This window comes from Collinsella sp. CLA-SR-H006 (genome assembly GCF_040097075.1).
GTDB lineage: Bacteria > Actinomycetota > Coriobacteriia > Coriobacteriales > Coriobacteriaceae > Collinsella.
On record NZ_JBBNPD010000001.1, the window covers coordinates 144582 to 167313 of the forward strand.

Here is a 22732-nt window from a genome sequence, read left to right on the forward strand (position 1 = left end):
CTGCACCTCGACATAGCCTTGCCGTAGGCCTCCGCTTTGCGGGGGCCTTTTTGCTATCCCTTTCCGCCCGCTTGACCAAAATCTTGGCGCAAGCTTGACGAATGCCGGATGCCCAACAGCTTGATTCATTCCATACCAGATTCTATGCAAAAATGCCACTAGAAGGTCGTAGACGGTAGCGGGTGCTAGGCGAGTTGAATGACATGGCTGAACCTTGTTCATCTGCGTTACACTGCCGCTTAGATGGGACAAGCTGACAAGCTCATTTACCTGCTTAAAGACCGATTAGTCGGGGGATTAATAACAATCGGCCCTCGCTGTACAAAAACTTGCCGCTTGCGTACCAAAAGACAACCTAAAACACAAGGTCGCTCTATTCATAGCGCGGCTTGTATGGTCTTGCGGCTACAGTGTCCATACGGTCGAGTTGAGGAGCGGGCATGGTAAACGATTTGGGCGGTATAGACGAGCTCGAGCTGATGCCGTTGGGCGGAGGCTATATGGTGCGACGCGAACGCTTGATGAATGAGCTTATCGCCAAGGGCCGAAAGGCCGGCATCGTGGTTCTTTATGCGCCCGACGGGTTTGGGAAGACCTCGGTGCTGCTGCAGTACACCCATGAGGTTAAATGCGACCCGACGCGAGGCCCCGTGCGGATTATCGAGGCGGATCGCGCCATTGGGCGCGAGGTGTTTATGCAGCTCGAGGTGGTTACCGAAGAACTCAAAGACAAACCGCACTCCCTTATCGCGATTGATAATGTGCCAAACCTCGATCAGCACGATACCGAAGACCTCATCGACAGGATTCGCGGCCTGCGCGCTATGGGGGTAGGGGTCTTTATCTCCTGCCGTCCTTCAAATCGTCAGCTGATTCATGGGCTGGGCGATTCGGTTAAGATCAATGCGCAGATGCTTAAGGTGCATGCCTATGAGTATTCGGCGTGGGCATCGGCGTTTTCGATCAGCACATCGCTCGACTTTTATCAGCTCACGCAGGGCGTGCCCGAGCTCGTTTCGGCATTGCAGACGGGTCTGTATGGCCAAGGTGACGTAGCCGGTCTGCTCGAAAACGAGATTGTCAACGTATATGGCGCGGCACTTGCCGATCTGGCTTCGCTCGACAATAATGCGCTGTTTTGCGTGGCATGTCTCATGGTTTTGATGGGCGAGGGCAATATCGCAGAACTCGAGGCCTGTGGGGTGAGGCTGTCGATGGTCGACCAGTCCTATTTTGTGCGCGACTACCCGATCTTTGGCTTGGATCCCGCCGAGCGGAGTTTTACGTGTCTGGGCACGGAGGATAACGGACGCTTGCGCTTGCGTAAGTTGGTGGCCGAGGTCCGCCCCGAACTTGTTCCGAGGGCGGCCCGGATTTTGCTTAAGGCGGGCCGATGCGATGCGGCGATGGGCCTGGCGGACGCCTTTTTGGACCGTGAAGCGGTCCTTGAACTTGCTGGGCAGTATGGGGTCGATCTGGCTCTGACGGGGCACGGGGCCGATATCTGCCGAGCGGCACTGGGCACGATCGATGCCGACGATCCGGCTCCAGAGCCAACGCCCGCCGAGGCGCTCGGCGTATATCTGGCAGCGGTCAGCGTGTCCAATACAAAGCTCGCTCGCTATATGGCATCGGTTATCGAGCGCGGGGGCGAACGGGCGGCCTGCGAAATAGACCCTGTCTCATGGAGGGTGGCCCAGACACTGACAGCTGTTTGCTATGGGGACAACGGGCTTGGGCTCCCTACGAACCTGGCCGTGCCAGAAATCGAGACATCCCATACCGCACTCGATATGTTGTCTGCGCATATCGAGATCAAGCGATGCCTGACCGAACGGGGAGATGACGGCGGCGTTCTACAGCAGCTCAAAACGAGCAGGGCCTACGATTGCGAGCTCGACATCGTGGGGATTGTTATACGGGCCGATAGCATGCTGGTGGAGCTCTTTGACGGGTCGTTTGCGGGAACCGACGAGCGCGACGACGAGATGACGGTGGTGCGGGAGGCGCTCGACGTACGTGGGCTTAAGGCGATGGCTATCTGGGTGCGCATGGTGTTGGCGGCACGGCGGCTCCTTTCCGGCTTGCCGGTAACCGACGACGCGGCGTTCAACGAGCTCGATCGTTTTGCCGTGCGCATGCGCGACAACCAGATTCAGCTGTTTGGGCTGTTGCTAGAAGGCTGGCAGTCACTGGCAGAGGGACGGCCGGTTAATGCAAAGTTCCGTGCGGTCCAAGTGCTCAAACTTGCCGAGGAGTCGATTGCGTACATGCGCGATAACGCATTGCTGCTGGAGCGCATAGCGTATCTGCGTAACACCTCGATGGTTTCGGTGCGCGAGGAAGCGGAGCTACTCGATATAAGCCAGACGCAGGTTGGTGGAGCGGAGGCCTGGATGGTGGCGCTTCATTTGGCCTGTGCGGGCCGAGACAGCGACCTTGCGGCCTGGATGTCCATGAATCGTGCGGGGATTCTAGAGCCATCGTATCGGCTCTTTGCGCGCCTTGCCATGCATTGTCTGGGCGAGCCGGCGGGCAGGATACGCAAGAAGCTTCCCGTGCGCGAGCTGTCGCGGTACTCGCTGCGCGACGATTTGGAAGGGGAGGGCGAGCGCCTGTTCCAGGCTGGCGAGGTTGAAGCCGTTGATACCATCGACCATATCGAGATTCGCATGTTTGGTGCGTTTCGCGCCGAGCGCGACGGGTTTCCCATCACGGACAAAATGTGGCGCCGCAAGAAGGCGGCGACGCTTGCCGAGCGGCTTGCGCTGGGCATGGATTCGCTCGTCGATCGCGAGACGCTGGCAATGGAGCTGTGGCCCCATGCCGAGTTCAATAGCGCCCGCAACAACCTGTACTCGACGATATCGCGCTTGCGGTCGGCTTTGGGGCCGACGCCGGATGGCAAGTCGTGTGTGCTCATCCAAAATGAATGCATCGGACTCAACGGTGACTACGTCAAGACCGATGTACGGCTGTTTGACCAGATAAGCCGCGAGATTTTGGGAAATCGCACGGGTGCGCGCGGGCCCCATCTGGTCGAGTTGTGCCTTAAGATTGAGCAGCTTTATGCCGGACCGCTGTATGTTCCCAATGGCTGTAATCCCACCTACTTTTTGCGTATGCGACGCATCATGCAGTCAAAGTACATCGATTGCATGATTAAGGGAGCAAATGCCGCTCTAGAAGAAAACGATCTGCAGTCGGCGATTTGGCTGGCGGAGTCGGGGCTTCGGCAGGAAACGGCGCGTGAGGATATGGTGCGCTGCGCCATGCACGTCTACAGTGCGGCGGGGCGGCGGCGCGATATCGTCGAGCTGTACAGCGGGCATATGCACCATCTGAGGGAGCAGGTCAATGGCGTGCCCGAGCCCGAGACGCGGCGTCTATACGAGCGCTTGGTGGAGGGGCGGCTCAATCGCGTGCTGGTCGAGCGATAAAAAACGGGCGCCCGAAGTACTTGGGCACCCGTAAGCTTGCTATGTGTTGGCTCGCCGGATCATTGGCTCTTAGACGAGCTTGATCTTCTCGATGTCCTTGCGCGAAGACTCGCGATACAGCGAGAACTTGCGGCCGATGACCTGGACGACCTCGGCGTGGCAGCGCTCAGCGAGCTCTTCGGCGGCCTCGCGGGCGGAAAGACTGGAGCCATCGAGCACGGAGCACTTAACGAGCTCGTGCTTCTCCAGGTAGGCGACCGTCTGCTCGACGGTGCCCTCGTTGACATCGGACTTGCCGATGATGATGGCGGGGTTGAGGTGATGGGCCATGCTGCGAAGCTGCTTGACCTGGGCTCCTGTCAGTGCCATGGGTTCTCGCTTTCTATGTATGGGGCGCCCCGCGACGGGGCCTTAATCTACGTGAGCTGTCCCACGATAGCGCAGGAACGGCGCGGTGTGGAGCGCGTTTGCCCAGTTCAAAAAGAATGCGGATGCCGAGTGAGTGGGCGGTGCGGGCTGCGAACAGGCTATGAGCGGGGTGCAGAGACCGGCTCCCATGCAATAAACGCCCAACGAACCTTACGGACATGATCGAGCATATAGCGCCCCTGCGGCACGCCCTTGGAGCCCGGCTCACCGGCATGGGGGTTCTCAATCATGTGTTGGGCGATGTAGTCGCGCAGGCGGTCGATCTTATCCTCGTTGCCACGCTCGAGCATACGGGAGAAGTCCGTCACGCCTGCCTCGAGGTTATCGAAGGTATCGCGACGAGGCGATTCAAAGTACGTAACCTGCGGCAACGCACCCATCTGAATGAGGATATTAAAAGCATACACAAAGCCATTACTGCAGGTAACGGAGGCGCCAATGGCGTTCATCAGGTGCAGATCATAGCGCGGGCTGGAGTTGGCGACCATCGTGACAGCACAACGCCGACGAGCCGTACGATCAAGCTTGGCAAGCGCACCTTTTAGATTGGTCGTCGTAACTGACCGACTGGCAAAGGCAACATCCACCGCTTTCGCGACCGGTCCAACCAAATCCCAATCATCATCCCAAGCAAGCTCAAGCGGCGTTATGCGATCCTCGAGCCCGTAGTACTCAATGCCGGCATCAAGCGTGCCCAGCATGGCGGGGGAGAAATCAGCGGCAATCACGGGATGCCCGTCTTGCGCAAGCGGAATAGCAATCGACCCAGCCCCGCACCCCATATCCAGCACCGATTCACCAGGCTTTAACGCCAACAGCTTTATAAAATCCCGGGCATACGGAGCAGTCTCAAGCGGCCGAAAATGCCGAGCCCTTTTATCCCACTCAAAAGAATCATCAGCCCGATGCCGAGCGGCCTGCAGACGCATCCATTCGCCATTCCAATCCGCAGAAAGCAGCTCAGAACGAGAATCCCCATCAACCACGGGCCAACCTCCTAGCAACAAAAAAGCGACTCCCCCCAAAAAGAAGAGCCGCAACCAGCATATATCAGAAAAAGAACCGTTCCAACGCCAAACCACCGCACCAGTCAAGTGGTGCAGGAGCGAAGCGACTGCAACCGGGATAGAACCCAACCGAGGTCCCGTTGTGCGGGAGCCCCGGGGAGGGCAAATATATAAGGTCGATCGCGAGTTCCGCACGAGCCGGAGAGCACTTAATGTGCTCTCCGTGTGAGTCAGGACTGTCCGAGCAGGCGACCTTATATATTTGCCCTCCCCGGGGCTCCTCGCCAGTCCCCCTCAGCTAGTTCTTCAGTGAGTTCAGCGGTGCCGGGAAGCGTCCACCACGGTGGGCAAGCACGGTGCCGGCGTTGGGGTTCACCGGCATGATGGGCGCACGGCCAAACAGGCCGCCGTACTCGACGCAGTCGCCCACGCCCTTGCCGATGGCGGGGATCACGCGGACGGCCGTGGTCTTGTTGTTGATGACGCCGATGGCCATCTCGTCGGCGATGATGCCGGCGATGGTCTCGACCGGGGTGTCGCCGGGGATAGCGATCATGTCCAGGCCAACGGAGCACACGCAGGTCATGGCCTCGAGCTTCTCGAGCGAAAGCGCACCGGCTTCGACGGCGGCGATCATGCCGGCGTCCTCGGACACGGGGATGAAAGCGCCGGAGAGACCGCCCACGCTGGAGCTGGCCATGACGCCGCCCTTCTTGACGGCATCGTTGAGCATGGCGAGCGCGCAGGTCGTGCCGGGGCCACCGCAGGTGCCCACGCCGATGATCTCGAGGATGCGCGCGACGGAGTCGCCGATGGCAGGCGTGGGAGCCAGCGACAGGTCGACAATGCCCTTCTCGACACCCAGGCGATGGGCGGCCTCGCGGCTCATGAGCTCGCCGGCACGGGTGATCTTAAAGGCGGTCTGCTTGATCTTCTCGGCAACCTCCATCATCGAGGCGGAGTCGGGGAGCGTCTCCAAGGCAGCAGCCATAACGCCGGGGCCCGAGACGCCTACGTTGATGACGGCGTCGGCCTCGCCACCGCCGTGGACGGCGCCCGCCATAAACGGGGAGTCCTCGACCATATTGGCAAAGCAGACAAACTTGGAAGCGCCGACGGAATCCTGGTCGGCCGTGAGCTTGGCGGCATCGATGATGGTCTGCGCGGCCATGAGCACGGCGTCCATGTTGATGCCGGCACGCAGGCTGGCGACGTTGACGCTGGAGCAGACGCGGCTCGTGGTGGCGAGCGCCTGGGGGATGGACTGGATGACGCGGCGGTCGGCGTCGCCGATGCCCTTCTGGACGAGTGCGGAGAAGCCGCCCAGGTAATCGATGCCGAGCGTCTCTGCCGCGCGGTCGAGGGCGTGCGCGATGGGGGTGAGGTCCTCATCCTTGCAACACGCGGCAATCTGTGCCACCGGGGTGACGGAAACACGCTTGTTGACGATGGGGATACCGTACTCGCGCTCGAGGTTCTCGGCGGTCTCGACCAGGTGCTCAGCCGTGTGCGTCACGTGGTCGTAGATCTTCGTGCACATGCGGTCGAGGTTCTCGTCGCCGCAACCCATGAGCGAAACACCCATGGTGATGGTCCTGATGTCGAGGTTCTGCTCCTCAACCATGCCGCGGGTTTCCGCGATTTCTGCGGGCGTGATCGCCATCCTTGCGCTCCTATCTGCCAAAACGAGCATAGTCTTATCTATTCTAACGTGCCGCACGTGCCAAGTGGCGCATGCGGCACGTTTTGGTGCTCGGTTGTTTCCGTTGTGTTACTGCCCAAAGACCTCTTCGGCGATACGAGCGCTTTCGGCGGCGTCCTTGGCGTAGTAGTCCGCGCCGATCTGCTTGGCGTATTCGGGGGTGAGTACGGCGCCGCCTACGATGATCTTGACGCCCGGAACCTCGGCATGGAGCAACTTGATGGTCTCTTCCATGGCGACGACCGTGGTAGTCATAAGCGCCGAGAGGCCGACGAGTTTGATATCGCGCTCCTTGACGGTCTTGAGTACCTCCTGCGGATCGACGTCGCGGCCCAGGTCAAAGACGGTATAGCCGTAGTTGTCGAGCAGCATCTTGACGATGTTCTTGCCAATGTCGTGGATGTCGCCCTTGACGGTGGCCACGCAGATCTTGCCCTTGTCGGCGATCTCGCCGGCGGGCATCAGGCGCTTGATGGTGTCGAAGCCCACACGCGCTGCCTCGGCCGAGGCCATAAGCTGCGGCAAGAAGAACTTGCCCTGGTCAAAGAGAACGCCAACCTCGTCGAGGGCGGGGATAAAGTGATTGTTGATGAGGTCCATGGCGTCGTGGTCTGCCAGCAGACGCTCGGTCTCGGCAGCGATCTCGCCTTTGCGGCCCGAGACGACCATGCGACGAATTGGGTCGTCGTTGCCGTCGGTGCCGGCGGTGCCCGCGGCAGGCGCGGCATCACTCGATGCGGCCTGAGCTGCTGCCGGGTTTGCGGCGATCTTATACGGATCGGTCCAACCGGCGTAGCGCTCGATGTATCCGGTCGAACCCTCGTCCTCAACGCTCAGGACGCGATAACTGTAGACGGTATCCATAAAGCGCTTGGAGCCCGGGTTCATGATGGGGGCGTCCAGACCCGCGCCAAAAGCGGCAGCCAAAAAGACCGAGCCCAGCAGCGGGCGGGCAGGCAGGCCAAAGCTGATGTTCGACACGCCGAGCGCGCATTTGACGCCCAGACGCTCCTTGCACAGGGACATGGCGCGTAGGATCTGCTCGGCCTGGCGTTGATTGGTCGAGGCGGTCATGACCAGGCAGTCGATGAGGATGCGGTCCGGTCCGATGCCGTAGCGGGCGGCCTCGGCCACGATGCGCTCGGCGATGGCGAAGCGGGCCTCGGCGGTATCGGGGATGCCGCCTTCGTCGAGCGTAAGGCCGACAACGTTGGTGCCGTAGTGGGCGACCAGCGGAAAGATCTCATCCATGATCTGCTGCTTGCCATTGACCGAGTTGATGATGGGCTTGCCGGCGTAGCGGCGCACGGCGGCCTCGACAGCGGCGGGGTCGGTGGAGTCGATCTGCAGCGGCAGCAACGTGGAGCCCTGGAGCTGTTCGGTCGCCTGTTGGATGATCTTGACCTCGTCGATCTCGGGCAGGCCCACGTTAACGTCCAGGATGTCGGCGCCCTGCTCTTGCTGGCTGATGCCCTGGCTCACGACGTAGTCCAGGTCGCCGTCGCGCAGGGCCTGCTGCAGGCGCTTTTTGCCGGTGGGGTTGATGCGCTCGCCGATGACAGCGATCTTGTGGCCGTCGCAGGGAAGGTCCACGACCGTTTGGGCGCTCGTGACCGACATGCTGGGCTTGCGGCGGCGCGGGCTGGGCGTGTGGTTGTCGATAAGCGTGCACAAGGCCGCCATGTGCGCCGGCGTGGTGCCGCAGCAACCGCCCACGACGCTCACGCCGTCGGCGATCATGCCGGCGACGGCCTCGGCGTATTCGGGGGCCTGGATGTCAAAGACGGTGTTGCAGTCGTCGTCCACGTGGGGGAGTCCCGCGTTGGCCTGCACCATAATGGGCTTATCGGTAACGGTGAGCATACGTGCGGCGAGTCCTCGGAGCTCGGCCGGTCCCTGGCTGCAGTTGATGCCCAAAACGTCGGCGCCGATGGCATCGAGCGTGATGGCGGCGACCTCGGGGCTCGTGCCCAGGAAGGTGCGGCCGTCTTCCTCGAAGGTCATGGTGGCAAAGACGGGCAGGTCGGAGTTCTCGCGGCAGGCGAGGACCGCCGCCTTGATCTCGGCCAGGTCGGTCATAGTCTCGATAATAAAGAGGTCCACACCCGCGGCGACGCCTGCGCGCACTTCCTCGGCAAAGAGGTCATAGGCCTCGTCGAAGCTCAGGGTACCCAGGGGGCGAAGCAGCGCGCCGATGGGACCGATATCGCCGGCGACGTAGTGGGCGCCGGCCTCGCGGGCACAGGCGACAGCGGCGGCAAAGACATCTGCCACGGTGGCGGCACCGTCGAGCTTGTGGGCGTTGGCGCCAAAGGTGTTGGCGGTGATCACGTCGCAGCCGGCCTCGACGTACTGACGCTGAATGTCGGTAATGACCTGGGGTTCCTCAAAGTTGAGCAGCTCGGGCAGGGCGCCCGCCTTCATGCCGGCGGCCTGCAACATGGTGCCCATGCCGCCGTCGAACAGCAGGTGTCCCGTGCCCTCGATGGCCGCACGCAGGCGATCGTCCTTAATGCGCAGATCGTCGATCGTGCGCGTCTTGTACGTGGCACCGTTGCGACGTGCAGCATCAACGGGTGCTGCCAATGCAGTGCCGTCAGAATCATGAGTGATAAGCGGAGTAAACATCGGGGGCTCCTAATGGCTGGAATAGCAGGTGGTGTGGGCGGCGCGGAAGCGGCAGTGCTCGCGCATACGGCAGATATTGCAGGTGGGGCGGCTCTGGGCGTCGTGGACTTCGCCTTCGAACAGACCGATCACCGCGGTCACGCTCTTGGTGGGCATGAGTAGGCTGGTGGGTGTGACGGTCAGGCCGATGAGCCGCGTGGCGTTGAGCGCATTGACGATCGCGCGCTGGGCCGAAAGCGGGCAGTCGCCGTAGCCGGGACTAAAGCGCCAGTTGCCGGCGAGCCCATGAACGGCGGCGTCCGTCTTGACCTGCTGGTCCATTTGCTCAACGGCGGCTTCCACGTAAGCGGAGCACGCGGCGTCGAGCACGGCGCCCTCCAGGGGATGTTGGGCTCCCGTGGTGCGCAGACGGCGCTCGGCGTCCATGCCGAGGGTGCATGCCATGAGCGCGGCAAAGCGGGCATCTTTGAGATGTCGATAGATATCGCGACCTCGCAGCTCAACGTTGGTGCCAACCAGACGGATGCTGGGCTCTCCCTGCTCGTCCACGCCCGTGGCATCGACGGCAAACACGCGGCGCACGCCACGGGGCTCAATGTCCAGTTCCAGACGTTCAACGACAAGCTCAATACGTCGTGACAGTTCGGGCTCAATCTGCTGGCCGCCGTAACCCAGATACCGCAGCATCTCGGCACGGTCGACACGGGGATGGTGCGCGGCATCGATACGGTAGAGCGCCGGCGACGCAAGGTCGGCCGGCACTTCGACAGCGGTTGTATCGATGTGCGATTTTTCCATTACCCCAGGCGCTCCATAATGGTCGCGGCGATCGCAGGACGGTTCATAGTGTACAGGTGCAGGCCGTCGGCGCCGTGCTCCTTGAGGTCGCAAAGTTGGCGGGCTGCATAATCTACACCAGCTGCCTGCAGGCTCTCGGGGTCATTCTCGTACTTGGCGAGAATCTTGATGACGGGGGAGGGCAGCGACGCGCCGCACATAAAGACCATGCGGCTGATCTGTGACTTGCCCATAAACGGCATGATGCCCGCGGTAATGGGCACGGTGATGCCGGCCTTGTCGGCAAGCTCGCGAAAACGGTAGAAGCACTCGTTATCAAAGAAGAGCTGCGTCACAAAGAAGCTCGCGCCAGCGTCCTGTTTTTGCTTGAGGTGTTCGACCGAGAGGTTGAGATCCTCACAGGCAATGTGGCCCTCGGGGTAGGCTGCGGCGCCCACGCAAAAGCCGGCGTCGACGAGCTCGGGGATGAGGTCGCGGGCGTAGGCGTAGTCGGAGGCGGGCTTGTCGTCCTCGGTCGCGCCGGCAGGGAGATCGCCACGCAGGGCCAGGATGTTTTCCACGCCGGCGGTGCGATACTCGTCGATCTTGGCGGCGATATCGGCGTGCGAGCGGCCCACGCAGGTAAGGTGTGCCACCGAGGGTGTATCGAATTCGCTCGTAATCATATGCGCGATGGGGGCGGTGGTGGCGCCGTTGCCCGAGCCGCCAGCCGAGCAGGTGACCGAGACAAAGCTCGGCGAAAGCTTGCACAGATTGCCTGCCACTTCGCGAGCCGTGTCGAGGGTGAGCTCGCCCTTGGGCGGGAACATCTCAAACGAAACGGGTGCGGTGCCCTGGGATGCTGCCTGCTTAAAAACCTCGTCGACGCGCATATCGTGCTCCTCTAGATACGTAATAGTGTGATGTGTTGTAAGGATTCTACAGCACCACTGTGCCACGGTGGAGTTTCACTCGCTATTTGAGGATACCAATCAAAGATGCCTTGCTATCGGCATTTCCTATAACAGAGCGGCTAATCTAGGCACGGACTATAAAGACTGGTATCTGATGCAAAATACCAGTTAATAGAGCTCCATCCCAAATTGACTACCCTTAAACCATGGGGAGAGGTCTGCTATTTATACAGTTGATTGGCTGTTGAGGGTGGCAACGCCGCCTCGATAGGGTAACCTCATTGATTGGTTTCGCGACAGCAACATAACGGTAATGTCGCGGAAACACGGCGAGTCTAAGCTATGACTCGTTCGTTAGTAATCAACACCGCTTCTCACGCGGTGCCGATACGAAGGGAGTTCCGTATGGCCGATCTTACTGACCGCTTCGGGACCATGGTGTTCTCTGAGGAAGTCATGAAGGACTACCTCCCCAAGGACATTTGGAAGCGCCTTGCTGCAACCCTCGAGGGCGGTGAGCCGCTCGACCTGGATGTGGCCAACGCCGTTGCCCATGCCATGAAGGTCTGGGCCATCTCCAAGGGCGCGACGCACTACGCGCACTGGTTCCAGCCGCTTTCGGGCATTACTTCCGAGAAGCACGACAGCTTCCTGGAGCCCAACCACGACGGCACCGCCATTACCAAGTTTACGGGCAAGAACCTCATCCAGGGCGAGCCCGATGCCTCGAGCTTCCCCAACGGCGGCCTGCGCGCCACCTTCGAGGCCCGTGGCTACACCGCTTGGGACCCCACTAGCCCCGCCTTTATCAAGGACGATGTCCTGTGCATCCCCACGGCTTTCTGCTCCTACACGGGCGAGGCCCTGGACAAGAAGACCCCGCTGCTGCGTTCCATGACCGCGCTCTCGCGTGAGTCTAAGCGCGTTTTGGCGCTGTTCGGTAAGACCCCCAAGAAGGTCGTTCCTTCCGTGGGTGACGAGCAGGAGTACTTCCTGATCAAGAAGGACGCTTACCGCAAGCGCAAGGACCTGGTCATCACCGGCCGCACCCTCTTTGGCGCCGCTCCCTGCAAGGGCCAGGAGCTCGAGGAGCACTACTTTGGCGCTATCCGCCCCACCGTCTCGGCCTACATGAAGGACTTGGACGATGAGCTGTGGGCGCTCGGCATTCCCGCCAAGACCAAGCACAACGAGGTTGCTCCCTGCCAGCATGAGCTTGCCCCCGTCTATGGCGAGGTCAACGAGGCCATCGACCAGAATCTGGTCATGATGGAGAAGATGAAGCTGATCGCCTCCCGCCACGACTTGGTCTGCCTGCTGCACGAGAAGCCCTTTGAGGGCATCAATGGTTCGGGCAAGCACAACAACTGGTCGCTTGGCACCGAGTCCGAGAACCTGCTCGATCCGGGCGACACCCCGCTCGACAACCTGCAGTTCATCGTCTTCCTCACCGCGGTGATCGAGGCCGTCGATAACTATCAGGAGCTCCTGCGTGCCTCTGTTGCCTCGGCTGGCAACGACCATCGTCTGGGCGCCAACGAGGCTCCTCCGGCGATTATGTCCATCTTCCTGGGCGACCAGCTTACCGAGGTCGTCGAGAAGATCATCGATGGCAAGGCTTCCGTCCATGCCACGCGCGGCGTGCTCGACCTGGGCGCCGATACCCTGCCCAAGCTGATGCAGGACAACACCGACCGCAACCGCACCTCCCCGTTCGCCTTCACCGGCAACAAGTTCGAGTTCCGTGCCTGCGGCTCCGAGCAGAACGTCTCCGACTCCAACCTGGTGCTCGATGCCGCCGTGGCCAAGTCGCTCAAGTCCTTCGCCGACGCGCTTGAGGGTACGCCCGAGGATGAGTTCCAGGATGCCGCGCTCGAGTACTGCAAGAAGGTGTTGACCGATCACCAGCGCATCCTGTTCTCCGGCGACGGTTACTCCGACGAGTGGCCCATTGAGGCCGAGAAGCGCGGCCTTGCCAACAACAAGACCACGGCCGATGCCCTGCCCGCCTTTGTTTCCGATAAGGCTATCGCGCTCTTCGAGGAGACGGGTGTCCTGACCAAGGCCGAGGCTCAGTGCCGCTACGACTGCAAGCTCGAGAAGTACAACAAGCTCATGAACATCGAGGCTACCACGATGGTTCGCGAGGCGCGTCGTACCTATCGCCCGGTCATTACCGCCTATGCCACCAAGGTCGCTAAGGGCCTTGAGACTATTCGTGCCGCCGGTGCCGAGGCCGCCATGCAGTGCGAGCAGAACACGCTCAACAAGCTCTGCAACGGTATCACCACCATCAACGACTCCATCAAGGCGCTCGACGCCGTGCATCAGAAGGCCGAAGCCCTCGATGGGCAGGAGCAGGCCAATGTGTATGCACACGAGGTCGTTCCCGCTATGGATACGCTGCGCGCCGCCGTGGATGCCATGGAAGAGATCGTGGCAGCCGACTACTGGCCGGTCCCGACCTACGACGACATCCTGTTCTACGTGTAGAGCGTAACTGACATATCGTCACGGTATTGAGCCGGGGTCCGCATCGCGCGGGCCCCGGCTTTTTGATTGCGAAGGACGCTTAGGAGTCCGTTTTGCAACTGATTCGCCCACGTAATAAGGGGTCGTGGGCAAAAAACGTCAAATATGAGTACTGTCACAAGTCCTGTAGCATTATCTATTTACAAAATATGGGTTGTTACGCAACATATGTCCAAGTACATAGCTGATAAACGCCTGCAATTCTTCCGCCGTAGGACCCCTGGCGTCTAAATCGCCTTCTGATGGCATGAAATCGCTGTTACTAAATTGGTAACAGTACTCATATTTGCTATTTTTTGCCCACAGGCCCTTGGACGACAGTGTGATTTAATGCCCTCGGGGTTCGAATCCCGGCGCATGGGTAGCAAAAAGCCCGCTACCGCGAGGGTAACGGGCTCTTCAATTCAAATGGTGCCCCCAGCGGGATGTCCGCGTGCGGCTGGCGCCGCCCGCTTTCGCTGCGTCGCTTCGCTCCTTGCGTGCTACGCTGGAAAACGCTTGCGCGTTTCCTCAGCTCCGCACCCTGTCGGGTTCGAATCCCGGCGCATGGGTAGCAAAAAGCCCGCTACCGAATTGGTAACGGGCTTCTCAGATTCTGTGGTGCCCCCAGCGGGATTCGAACCCGCGATATCCACCTTGAAAGGGTGGCGTCCTTGGCCGCTAGACGATGGGGACAGCGGGAAAGAGTATAGCAGACTTTTTTAGCCGTTCACATATCGTTGGCAAACTGAAAAACCACCACAAAGGTGCCTGTCCCCTTTGTGGTGGTGGGGCGTTAGGAGAGGAGCTTCATGGCGGCGTCGTGGGCGGCGTGCTCGTAGGTGTCGTCGAGGGACTTGAGCGGCAGCAGGGCTGTGGCCTGTGCATCGCCGCGGCGCTCGAGGGCGTGCGCGATGAGCCAGTCGGCGAGCTCGGGGTTCTTGGGCAGCGCCGGGCCGTGCAGGTACGTGCCGATGACGCCCTTGTAGATCAGACCCTCAAAGCCATCGTCACCGTTGTTGCCGGTGCCCGTGACGACGGACGTTCCGAGCGGCGTGGCATCTGCGTCGAGCAGAGTGCGGCCGCCGTGGTTCTCGAATCCCACAAAGGGCTCGGGTGCCAGGTCGGTCTTGACGGCGACGTTGCCGATCAGACGGTCGGAGCCGCGCACGGTCTCGGCGGCAATGATGCCCATGCCCTCAATGCGATTTTCGCCCATATAGTACGAACGGCCGAGCAGCTGATAGCTGCCGCAGATGGCGAGCAGCGAGCCGCCGTCCTCAACATAGGCCGCAACCTTGTCTTTTTGAGCGAGCAGCTCGTGTGCCACAGCCAACTGATCGCGGTCGGAGCCGCCGCCCATCATGACGATATCGGCATCATGCAGATCGAGCGACTCGCCCATACGGACCTCGTCCACGCGCACGGGAATGCCGCGCCAGGCGCAGCGGCGCTCGAGAGCGATGACGTTGCCGCCGTCGCCGTAGAGGTTGAGGGCATCGGGGTACAGATAGACGATGCGCAGCGGGCGCGAAAGCTCGGTCGGCGCGACGCCGACGGGGACAGCGCTCCCATCGGCGCGTGTTACGGCGCAGGAGGCAACCGAGCTCGCATCGGTATCCTTAAGCCCGTCGAGCTCCTTGACCAGCGGCGGAAAGGCCGTGTAGTTGGCGACGGCGTAGAAAGTGTCGCCAGCCTCCTCGTCTGCCACGGCGCCGATTGCCTGCTCGATATTCGAGATGATGGCGGCGTCGATGCCGGCGTACTTGAGGCGCACCTGCATGTCGTGCGCGCGCGTGCCGCCAGCAAAGGCGACAAGCCCCGTTGTGTCGGCGATGCGCTCAAAGTCGACGTCGTAAATCCACGATACATCGTGGCCGTCGGCATCGTTGTCGTTGAGGAAGAAAGCGCAGAGCCTGCCACCTGCTGTTTTAATGGACTGGATCTGGCGATCGAAGCCTACGGGATTCTTGGCCAGGTTTGCCTCGACGGTACGGCCGGCGATCTCCCAGCGGCCCATACGCCCGCCGGCGGGGATGTAGGCATCGAGCGTGGGCTGCAGATGCGCCGCGTCCACGCCCAGCTCGTGGGCGGCGAAGAAGGCTGCGGCTACGTTGTAAACCATATATAGGCCGTTGTAGCGTGTGGCGATGTGTACGGCAGCCGCGTCGGGCGCAGACCCAAAGACCAGGTCAAAGCCGTAGCCGTCGCAGCCGAGCTCCACGCCCGTCACGCGACGGACAAGCCCGGGGCGGGCCCAGCCGCACGAGGGGCAATGGTATGCGCCAAGCTGTCCGTACTGCACATAGTCGTACTCCAACGGCGCGTTGCACTGTGAGCAAAAACGCGAGTCGCTAATGCGGTCGGATTCGGTGTCGGTGGCGCCGTCGATGCCAAAGGCGATGCTTGCATTGGGAACGCGCGCGGCGATTGCGGCACACAGCGGGTCGTCTGCGTTGTAGATGAGCGTCGTTGCCGGCGAAAGTTCCAGCGCGTGGGCGATGACGTCCTGGGTGTGGTCGATCTCGCCGTAACGGTCCAGCTGGTCGCGGAACAGGTTGAGCAGCACAAAGTACGTCGGCTTGAGCTTGGGCAGAACGCGTACGGTGTAGAGCTCGTCGCACTCAAAAACGCCCACGCGTTTGTCGCTGCTGGTGTGCTTAAGGCCGCCGCGGGCCTCGAGCAGAGCGCCCACCACACCAGGCTCCATATTGTTGCCGGCACGGTTGCACACCACGGTAGCGCCGCTGGCAGCAACTGCGTCGGCGATGAGGTTGGAGGTTGTGGTCTTGCCGTTGGTGCCGGTGATCACCACGCTGCGGTCGACTAGGCTTGCGAGGTCGCTTAGCAGCTCGGGGTCGATCTTCATGGCGATACGGCCGGGAAGCACGCCACCCTGGCGTTTGAAGACAGAGCGCAGTCCCCAGCGGGCGATATCGCTCGAGGTGCAGGCGAGAGATGAGCGGAGGTTCATGAAGCCGTTCCTAACATAGATGACATGGTCGGGGCGATCGCGTCGCTAAAAGCCGTAGCGGCGCGCAAATTCCTGGGCAAGCTGCGACACGTCTTCGCAGGCGTTGGCCCAGGGGGCAAAGTCGGGGGTGTCCGAGATAATGCCGTCGGCTTCCCAAACCGCCTGGTGCGAGAGGTCCCAGGGGTCGCGCGGCTCGGGTCGGCAGGGAAGATACGGCGTCTGGTACATGGGGTTCAGCAAGAAGAACGCGCCGCCCTCGCAACGGTTAGCGAACTCACGCAGCGCGCGCGTCGCCGGGCGCATCTTGTTTGTTTTGAACAGCAGAATCGTGCGGGCGAGCAGGTACCAGGGGGAGTTCTCGAGTGCGTCTGCCCCCATCTGTTCCTCGAGCTGATGTGCCAGGGCAAAAAAACCGTCCTGGTCTTCCAAACGGGCGAGGGCAAGCAACACGGTGCCGGCGGCCCGGGTGGGATAGCCCCCCGCCTTAAGAACACGGCGAGAGTAGTTGGCGGCGGCGCGGTAACGAGCGCTCGCCATGCACAGCTGCGAGATGGCCTCGAGCGTGTGAAGCCAGCCAATAAGGGCCGGCTCGCTCACGGTAAGGTCTGCTGCGGTGACACCGTCGGCCAAAACATTATTGGCCCAGTAGTGCGGGGCCTCCATATCAAACCCGGGCACGCTCTGTTGCAGGTAGTCGGCCGTACTCGTCTCGAGCTTCATCAAGTCGCCCAGGCAGGCATCGACGGGCGTGTCCGCCAGGATGATGGCGAGCAGCTGGGCATCGAGGACATGTGCATCGACGCGAACAATCTTGAGCAGCTCATCGCGCATGTCGTCGAACAAGCGGTTGCGCGTCTGCTCAAACTCCTCGTCGCTGCCCATGTCCTCGATGCGGCGAAGCTCGTCGAGCAGGTGACGATGAACGCCGGCATAGGACAGCAGCGCTTGGGCATGCTCGGTCTGCGCATACTTGTGAGGGTTTGCGCTGATGTCGTTATGGACAAGCTCGCGTGCTGCATCGGTGAGTTCGGGGTGCGATGCCAGATAGGTGCGCTCCAGATAGGCGGGGATGTAGACGCTCGGATCCATTAGAGGTCTCCTCCCTTAAACGGCAATCCCTGTTCGGCCGCGCGCAGGATTCGTTCGTCGATCTGGGAGCGCACGATGTCGTTGGTGGCGACCCAGGCGGCAAAGCTGGCGTTGTCGGGCGCGCCTAGGCCCTCCTGCAGCACCGGCGTCGCCTCGGACAGGGCAAGGACAAGCTCGTCGGTGGAGCCCACGCCCACGTTGACGCGGGCATAGACGCCATCGGGAAATTCGGTTTGGAAGTAGAGTGCTTCGGCCGCGTGCGGGCATGAGCGCACCAGGATGCGCAGGTAGTGCTCGGCGCCCTCGTAATCCAGCTCGCGCCAGGCTGCGCTCATCAGCGCGATGAGCGTCCACGGGTCCAGGTCGCGCTCCGCATCTTTGGGGCGGCGGCGCAGCGGGGTATTCGCGAGATAGGGTACGGAGTGGGCGGAGCGAAAACGCTTGAGCTCCTCGGCAGGGTATTCAAGCTTTGCCATGGCAAGCATCGCGGTATGGCGGACGCCAGCGGGGTCGTTGGGCGCAAAGTCCAGGCTGCGATTCGCGGCATCCAGCGACATGCGGTAGCGGCCGCTAATGAGCGCGCGCGATGCCAAGGCGGCAAGCCAGCGCAGGTAGGGACGGCGGGTCAGGTCGCCTGCGGCCTCACGCTCGTAGGGGTCCTGTGCCGAGGCAATCTTGAGCGCCAGGTCGTGCTCCACCTCGTCGCACTTGGACACCAGATACTGTACGTATTCCTCGTTGGATTCGGCGGTGAGCGCCGTCAGCATGCGCTGGGCATCCCAGTTGGCCGGATCGAGCGCGGCTGCCTCGCGGAGCATGTTCTCGGCTGCGGCTTCTTCTTGCTCTGCCTGGGCGTCGTCGGGGATAAAGGGGATGCGGTAGTCGACAGCCTCGACGACCTTGGCAATCAGATGCCCAGCTCGGTCGCGGTCGTGCACGATGAGCGGCGCGGGGTTACGGGTGAATTGTTCCATCAGACGCTCGACGGCGGGGCCGTCGGTGAGTGGAATATTGTCGCGGCGCAAGGCCTCAAGAACGAGGCGATGGCAATCCTCTTGAATGGGGTCGAATGCCATGGGGCCTCCTTTGCTGCGGTTAGGGTTCAAATCATCTCTATATAAGGTTCTAGTTTACCCACATGTGGCACACCGGGGGTGCCGCACTTGGACTTGCACCTTTGCACCACGAAGACGGATGTCGCACAAATGTCGGCACCTCGGTTGCGCGGGTGGTATCACAGTGCCGTAAACGGTCGATTTTTGGCGGCGAACGGGGAACATTTTTGAGGGGCACAGCCCTGCCCGGGATATGTAGTCAACCTTGATAAAACGTTTGCCCAGCTTGGGGTACGAATGCCCCACAAGAGTCTTCAGGGATAGAAAAAACGTTTCATCATTGTCAGCTTTAGGTGAATAACTGACCAACCAGAACGGTAAAATAGTGTTTGTCTGAGCGTTGAGACGTTTGGACATCGTGCATTGCCATCGCCGGCAACGCGCAAACCGGTCCTAACGGAGCCAATTGGGTGCTCCGTTATATACGCAAGTCTAAGAGGGGCTTGTTTAGGAGGCACAGTATGGGACGTTTTACCAATCCTCGCGATCTGTACTTTGGTGAGGGCGCTCGCCACGAGGTGAAGAACCTCAAGGGCAAGAAGGCCATCATCGTTTCTGGCGGCAGCTCTATGCGCCGCGGCGGGTTCCTGCAGGACGTTGAGGCCGACCTTAAGGAAGGCGGTTTCGAGGTCAAGCTGTTCGAGGGCGTCGAGTCCGACCCGTCCATCGAGACGGTCATGAAGGGCGCCGAGGCCATGCGCGAGTTCGAGCCCGACTGGATTATCGCCATCGGCGGCGGCTCGCCCATCGATGCCGCTAAGGCCATGTGGGTCTTCTACGAGTATCCCGAGGAGTCCTTCGATAACATCATCCAGCCGTTCAGCTTCCCCGAGCTGCGTCAGAAGGCTCACTTCTGCGCCATCTCCTCTACCTCCGGCACCGCTACCGAGGTCACTGCCTTCTCCGTCATCACCGACTACGCCAAGGGCATCAAGTACCCGCTGGCCGACTTCAACATCACTCCTGATGTCGCCATCGTCGACCCCGAGCTCACCTACACCATGCCCGCCAAGCTGTGCGCTCATACCGGCATGGACGCTCTGACCCACTGCATGGAGGCCTACGTTTCCACCTGCGCCTCTATGTTCACCGACGCCAACGCTCTGCACGGCATCCGCGAGATCGTCGAGTGGCTGCCCAAGTCCTATGCTGGCGACCATGAGGCCCGTCAGCACATGCACGAGGCTCAGTGCATCGCCGGTATCGCCTTCTCCTCGGGCCTGCTGGGCATCGTTCACTCCATGGCTCACAAGACCGGTGCTGCCTTCGAGAACGGCCACATCATCCACGGTGCTGCTAACGCCATGTACCTGGGCAAGGTCATCCAGTGGAACTCCAAGGACCCGCGTGCTGCCGAGCGTTACGCTTACGTGGCCAAGGAGATCCTGCACCTTCCCGGCGAGACCAACGAGCAGCTCATCGCTGCGCTCGTCCAGAAGATCCGCGACCTCAACGACCAGCTCAACATTCCGCAGTCCATCAAGGATTACGCGAATGGTGGCGTGAAGGTCGACGCCGAGAACCCGCAGATGGTTTCCGAGGAGGAGTTCCTCGCCAAGCTGCCCGAGATCGCCGCGAACGCCGAGCAGGACGCCTGCACGCCGGAGAACCCGCGTGAGACCAAGGCTGCCGACTTCGAGAAGATCCTCAAGGCCTGCTACTACGACACCGACATCGATTTCTAATCGACTCTTGTTATCGTAACGAGGGGCTCCGCACGTATCCGTACGGAGCCCCTTTCTTTTTTCTTTTAGAGAATGGGATAGTTATGGCTGCAATTTTCAATAGCCCCAGCAAGTACATCCAGGGTCCGGACGAGCTCGCCAAGCTCGGCTCTTACGTTGAGCCGCTCGGCGCTAAGGCCCTCGTCATCGTGACGCCTTCGGGCAAGAAGCGCGTCGGTGCCAAGATCGAGGGCGGCTTTGCCGAGGCCAAGGCCGAGCTGCTGTTTGAGGACTTTAACGGCGAGTGCTCCAAGGGCGAGGTCGATCGCCTGGTTGCGCTCGCCCGTGACAACGGTTGCGACATCATCGTCGGCGTCGGTGGCGGCAAGATCCTCGACACCGCGAAGGCCGTCGCCTATTACCTGGAGTCCCCGGTTATCATTTGCCCCACCATTGCTTCGACCGATGCCCCGTGTTCGGCGCTTTCGGTGCTCTATACCGATGACGGCCAGTTCGATAAGTACCTGTTCCTTAAGGCAAACCCCAACATTGTCCTGATGGATACGACGGTTATCGCGGCGAGCCCGGTGCGCCTGACGGTTTCCGGTATGGGCGATGCGCTCGCAACCTACTTTGAGGCTCAGGCGACGCATGATGCCGACGGTGGCACTTGCGCCGGCGGCAAGGGCGGTATGGCTGGTCTGGCACTTGCCAAGCTCTGCTACGAGACGCTTATGGCCGATGGTGTGAAGGCCAAGGTCGCGTTGGAGAAAGGTGCGCTGACGCCTGCCGTGGAGCACATCATCGAGGCAAACACGCTGCTCTCCGGCATTGGCTTTGAGAGCTCGGGCCTTGCTGCTGCTCATGCCATCCACAATGGCCTGACGATGCTGCCCGAGTGCCACGGCATGTATCACGGCGAGAAGGTCGCCTTTGGCACCATCGTCCAGCTGGTACTCGAGGATGCCCCGACTGAGAAACTCGAGGAAGTCTTGGGCTTCTGCATTGAGCTGGGCCTGCCGGTCACGATGAAGGAACTTGGCGTTGCCGAGCTTACGCGCGAGCAGGCCATGATTGTTGCCGAGGCCGCCTGCGCGCCCGATGACACCATGTGCAACATGCCGTTTGAGGTGACGCCTGAGATGGTCGCCAACGCCATCCTGGGTGCCGACGCGCTGGGTCATTATTACCTCATGGATGAGTAAATCAAGCTAAGGAAGGGGCAAAGCCGGCAGATGGCTTTGCCCCTTTTTGCTATGGTGCAAAGGGGTCAGGTTACTTTGCACCAATCGTTGTTTGATGAAGGGCGGATTCTCATATGGCGCTTCCCATGGTTTATGGCGGTCCCGGCCGGTATGTTCAGGGGCCGGGCGAACTTTCGCGTCAGGGCAGGTATTTGTCATGGTTGGGCTGCGCTGCCTATGTCTTGTTTGACCAGGGCACCGAGGATCGACTGTGCAGACAGATCGTCGATGGATTTCTGGATGAAGATCTAAGCGAGCCGTTCTTTAAGATTTACAACGGTCCGTGTACGGAAGATGCCGTTGTCGAAATGGCCAAGGAAGCCCGGGCCGAGTATTGCGACATGGTGGTGGGTATTGGCGGCGGCAAGATGCTTGATATCGCAAAGGCCGTTGCGTTTTATGCCGAGTTGCCGTTGTGCGTATGCCCCACGGCGGCTTCGATGGACGGTCCGTGCAGCGCGATTTCGGTGCTGTATCACGAGGATGGGTCGTTCGACCGCTACTTGATGCTCGAAAAGAATCCAGACCTGGTCGTGGTCGATACCAACGTGGTCGCGGCAGCTCCGCTGCGCATGACAGTCGCTGGTATGGGCGACGCACTGGCAACGTACTTCGAGGCGCGTTCGTGCGCCGCGGCGCACGGCTCCAACGAGCACGGTGGCACGCCGGGACACTTGGCCCTGGTCGCGGCACGTGCCTGCTACGACACGCTCATGGAATGTGGTGTCGCTGCCAAGCGCGATCTCAAAAAGGGCCGTATATCGCCGGCGGTTGAGCGCCTGATCGAGTGCAATATTCTGCTCTCGGGCGTTGGCTTTGAGAGTGGCGGTTTGGCGCTGGCGCATGCCATCGCCAACGGCCTGACGATTTTGCCCGAGTGCAAAGCCATGCACGGCGAGGCCGTAGCGTTTGGTCTGGTGGTGCAGCTGCGCCTGGAGCGTGCGCCCGAGCTTAATCAGGTGCTCGAGTTTTGCCAGCGCGTCGGTCTGCCGACGACGCTCGAGGAGCTGGGCCTTGACGAGATTTCCGATGCCGACCTGATGAGCGTTGCAGATGCGGCCTTTAGAAACGAACGCAATATGGCTAACGAACAGGCCAAGGTGACCAGACAAAAGCTCGTGCAGCTCATGTGCGAGGCATAGTTTGGCGCTTGATTGACCTTGTGCAATCGAGGCAGCGATAGGCTATGGGTTATTTCCCTCAAGGTGCGCCGCGTGTAATTTGCCCGAGGCGTGGGC

General features: G+C 61.0%; 14 protein-coding genes and 1 tRNA gene. 5 read left to right on the plus strand and 10 right to left on the minus strand.

Going from position 1 to position 22732, the window contains the following annotated elements; genetic code table 11:
* The first annotated feature begins 440 nt into the window (after positions 1-440).
* The gene (locus AAA069_RS00715) at positions 441-3440 is read left to right on the plus strand and encodes a BTAD domain-containing putative transcriptional regulator (RefSeq protein ID WP_349127296.1); all 3000 of its coding nucleotides are present in this window, start codon (positions 441-443) and stop codon (positions 3438-3440) included.
* A gap of 69 nt (positions 3441-3509) precedes the next feature.
* On the opposite strand, the gene AAA069_RS00720 is transcribed toward AAA069_RS00715, so the two are convergent.
* The 6 genes from AAA069_RS00720 to AAA069_RS00745 form a co-directional block, all read right to left on the minus strand.
* Positions 3510-3809, minus strand: coding sequence for a YhbY family RNA-binding protein (locus AAA069_RS00720; protein ID WP_006234690.1), 300 nt, complete (start codon positions 3807-3809; stop codon positions 3510-3512).
* Positions 3810-3967: 158 nt separating this feature from the next.
* Entirely contained in the window at positions 3968-4651 is a 684-nt protein-coding gene (locus tag AAA069_RS00725) for a hypothetical protein (RefSeq protein ID WP_349127297.1), read from the minus strand.
* 523 nt (positions 4652-5174) lie between these two features.
* On the minus strand, positions 5175-6539 hold the full coding sequence (locus tag AAA069_RS00730; protein WP_035136908.1) for a PFL family protein: 1365 nt from the start codon (positions 6537-6539) through the stop codon (positions 5175-5177).
* 108 nt (positions 6540-6647) lie between these two features.
* A complete protein-coding gene (locus AAA069_RS00735; RefSeq protein ID WP_349127298.1) occupies positions 6648-9206 on the minus strand; it encodes a homocysteine S-methyltransferase family protein in 2559 nt (852 codons plus the stop codon).
* A gap of 9 nt (positions 9207-9215) precedes the next feature.
* Positions 9216-10004 (minus strand): hypothetical protein, encoded by a 789-nt coding sequence (locus AAA069_RS00740; protein WP_349127299.1) that lies wholly within the window; start codon positions 10002-10004, stop codon positions 9216-9218.
* On the minus strand, positions 10004-10876 hold the full coding sequence (locus tag AAA069_RS00745) for a methylenetetrahydrofolate reductase (protein ID WP_138339668.1): 873 nt from the start codon (positions 10874-10876) through the stop codon (positions 10004-10006). Before AAA069_RS00745 ends, AAA069_RS00740 begins: the two co-directional genes overlap by 1 nt.
* A gap of 426 nt (positions 10877-11302) precedes the next feature.
* Here AAA069_RS00745 and AAA069_RS00750 point away from each other — a divergent pair, with 426 nt between their 5' ends.
* Positions 11303-13390, plus strand: coding sequence for a glutamine synthetase III (locus tag AAA069_RS00750; RefSeq protein ID WP_349127300.1), 2088 nt, complete (start codon positions 11303-11305; stop codon positions 13388-13390).
* A gap of 637 nt (positions 13391-14027) precedes the next feature.
* Here AAA069_RS00750 and AAA069_RS00755 read toward each other — a convergent pair.
* The 4 genes from AAA069_RS00755 to AAA069_RS00770 form a co-directional block, all read right to left on the minus strand.
* A tRNA-Glu gene (locus AAA069_RS00755) sits at positions 14028-14104 on the minus strand.
* A 100-nt stretch (positions 14105-14204) separates the two neighbouring features.
* Positions 14205-16382, minus strand: a complete 2178-nt coding sequence (locus AAA069_RS00760) for a MurT ligase domain-containing protein (RefSeq protein ID WP_349127301.1) — start codon at positions 16380-16382, stop codon at positions 14205-14207.
* A gap of 45 nt (positions 16383-16427) precedes the next feature.
* On the minus strand, positions 16428-17471 hold the full coding sequence (locus tag AAA069_RS00765) for a hypothetical protein (RefSeq protein WP_349127302.1): 1044 nt from the start codon (positions 17469-17471) through the stop codon (positions 16428-16430).
* A complete protein-coding gene (locus tag AAA069_RS00770) occupies positions 17471-18547 on the minus strand; it encodes a hypothetical protein (protein WP_349127303.1) in 1077 nt (358 codons plus the stop codon). Before AAA069_RS00770 ends, AAA069_RS00765 begins: the two co-directional genes overlap by 1 nt.
* Before the next feature lie 500 nt (positions 18548-19047).
* Between AAA069_RS00770 and AAA069_RS00775 the strand changes: the two genes are divergently transcribed.
* The 3 genes from AAA069_RS00775 to AAA069_RS00785 all read left to right on the plus strand — a co-directional run bounded on the left by AAA069_RS00775 (position 19048) and on the right by AAA069_RS00785 (position 22636).
* Positions 19048-20271 (plus strand): iron-containing alcohol dehydrogenase, encoded by a 1224-nt coding sequence (locus AAA069_RS00775; protein ID WP_349127304.1) that lies wholly within the window; start codon positions 19048-19050, stop codon positions 20269-20271.
* A gap of 83 nt (positions 20272-20354) precedes the next feature.
* A complete protein-coding gene (locus AAA069_RS00780; protein WP_117563611.1) occupies positions 20355-21455 on the plus strand; it encodes a glycerol dehydrogenase in 1101 nt (366 codons plus the stop codon).
* A gap of 113 nt (positions 21456-21568) precedes the next feature.
* The gene (locus tag AAA069_RS00785; protein ID WP_349127305.1) at positions 21569-22636 is read left to right on the plus strand and encodes a glycerol dehydrogenase; all 1068 of its coding nucleotides are present in this window, start codon (positions 21569-21571) and stop codon (positions 22634-22636) included.
* The last annotated feature ends 96 nt before the right edge of the window (positions 22637-22732 follow it).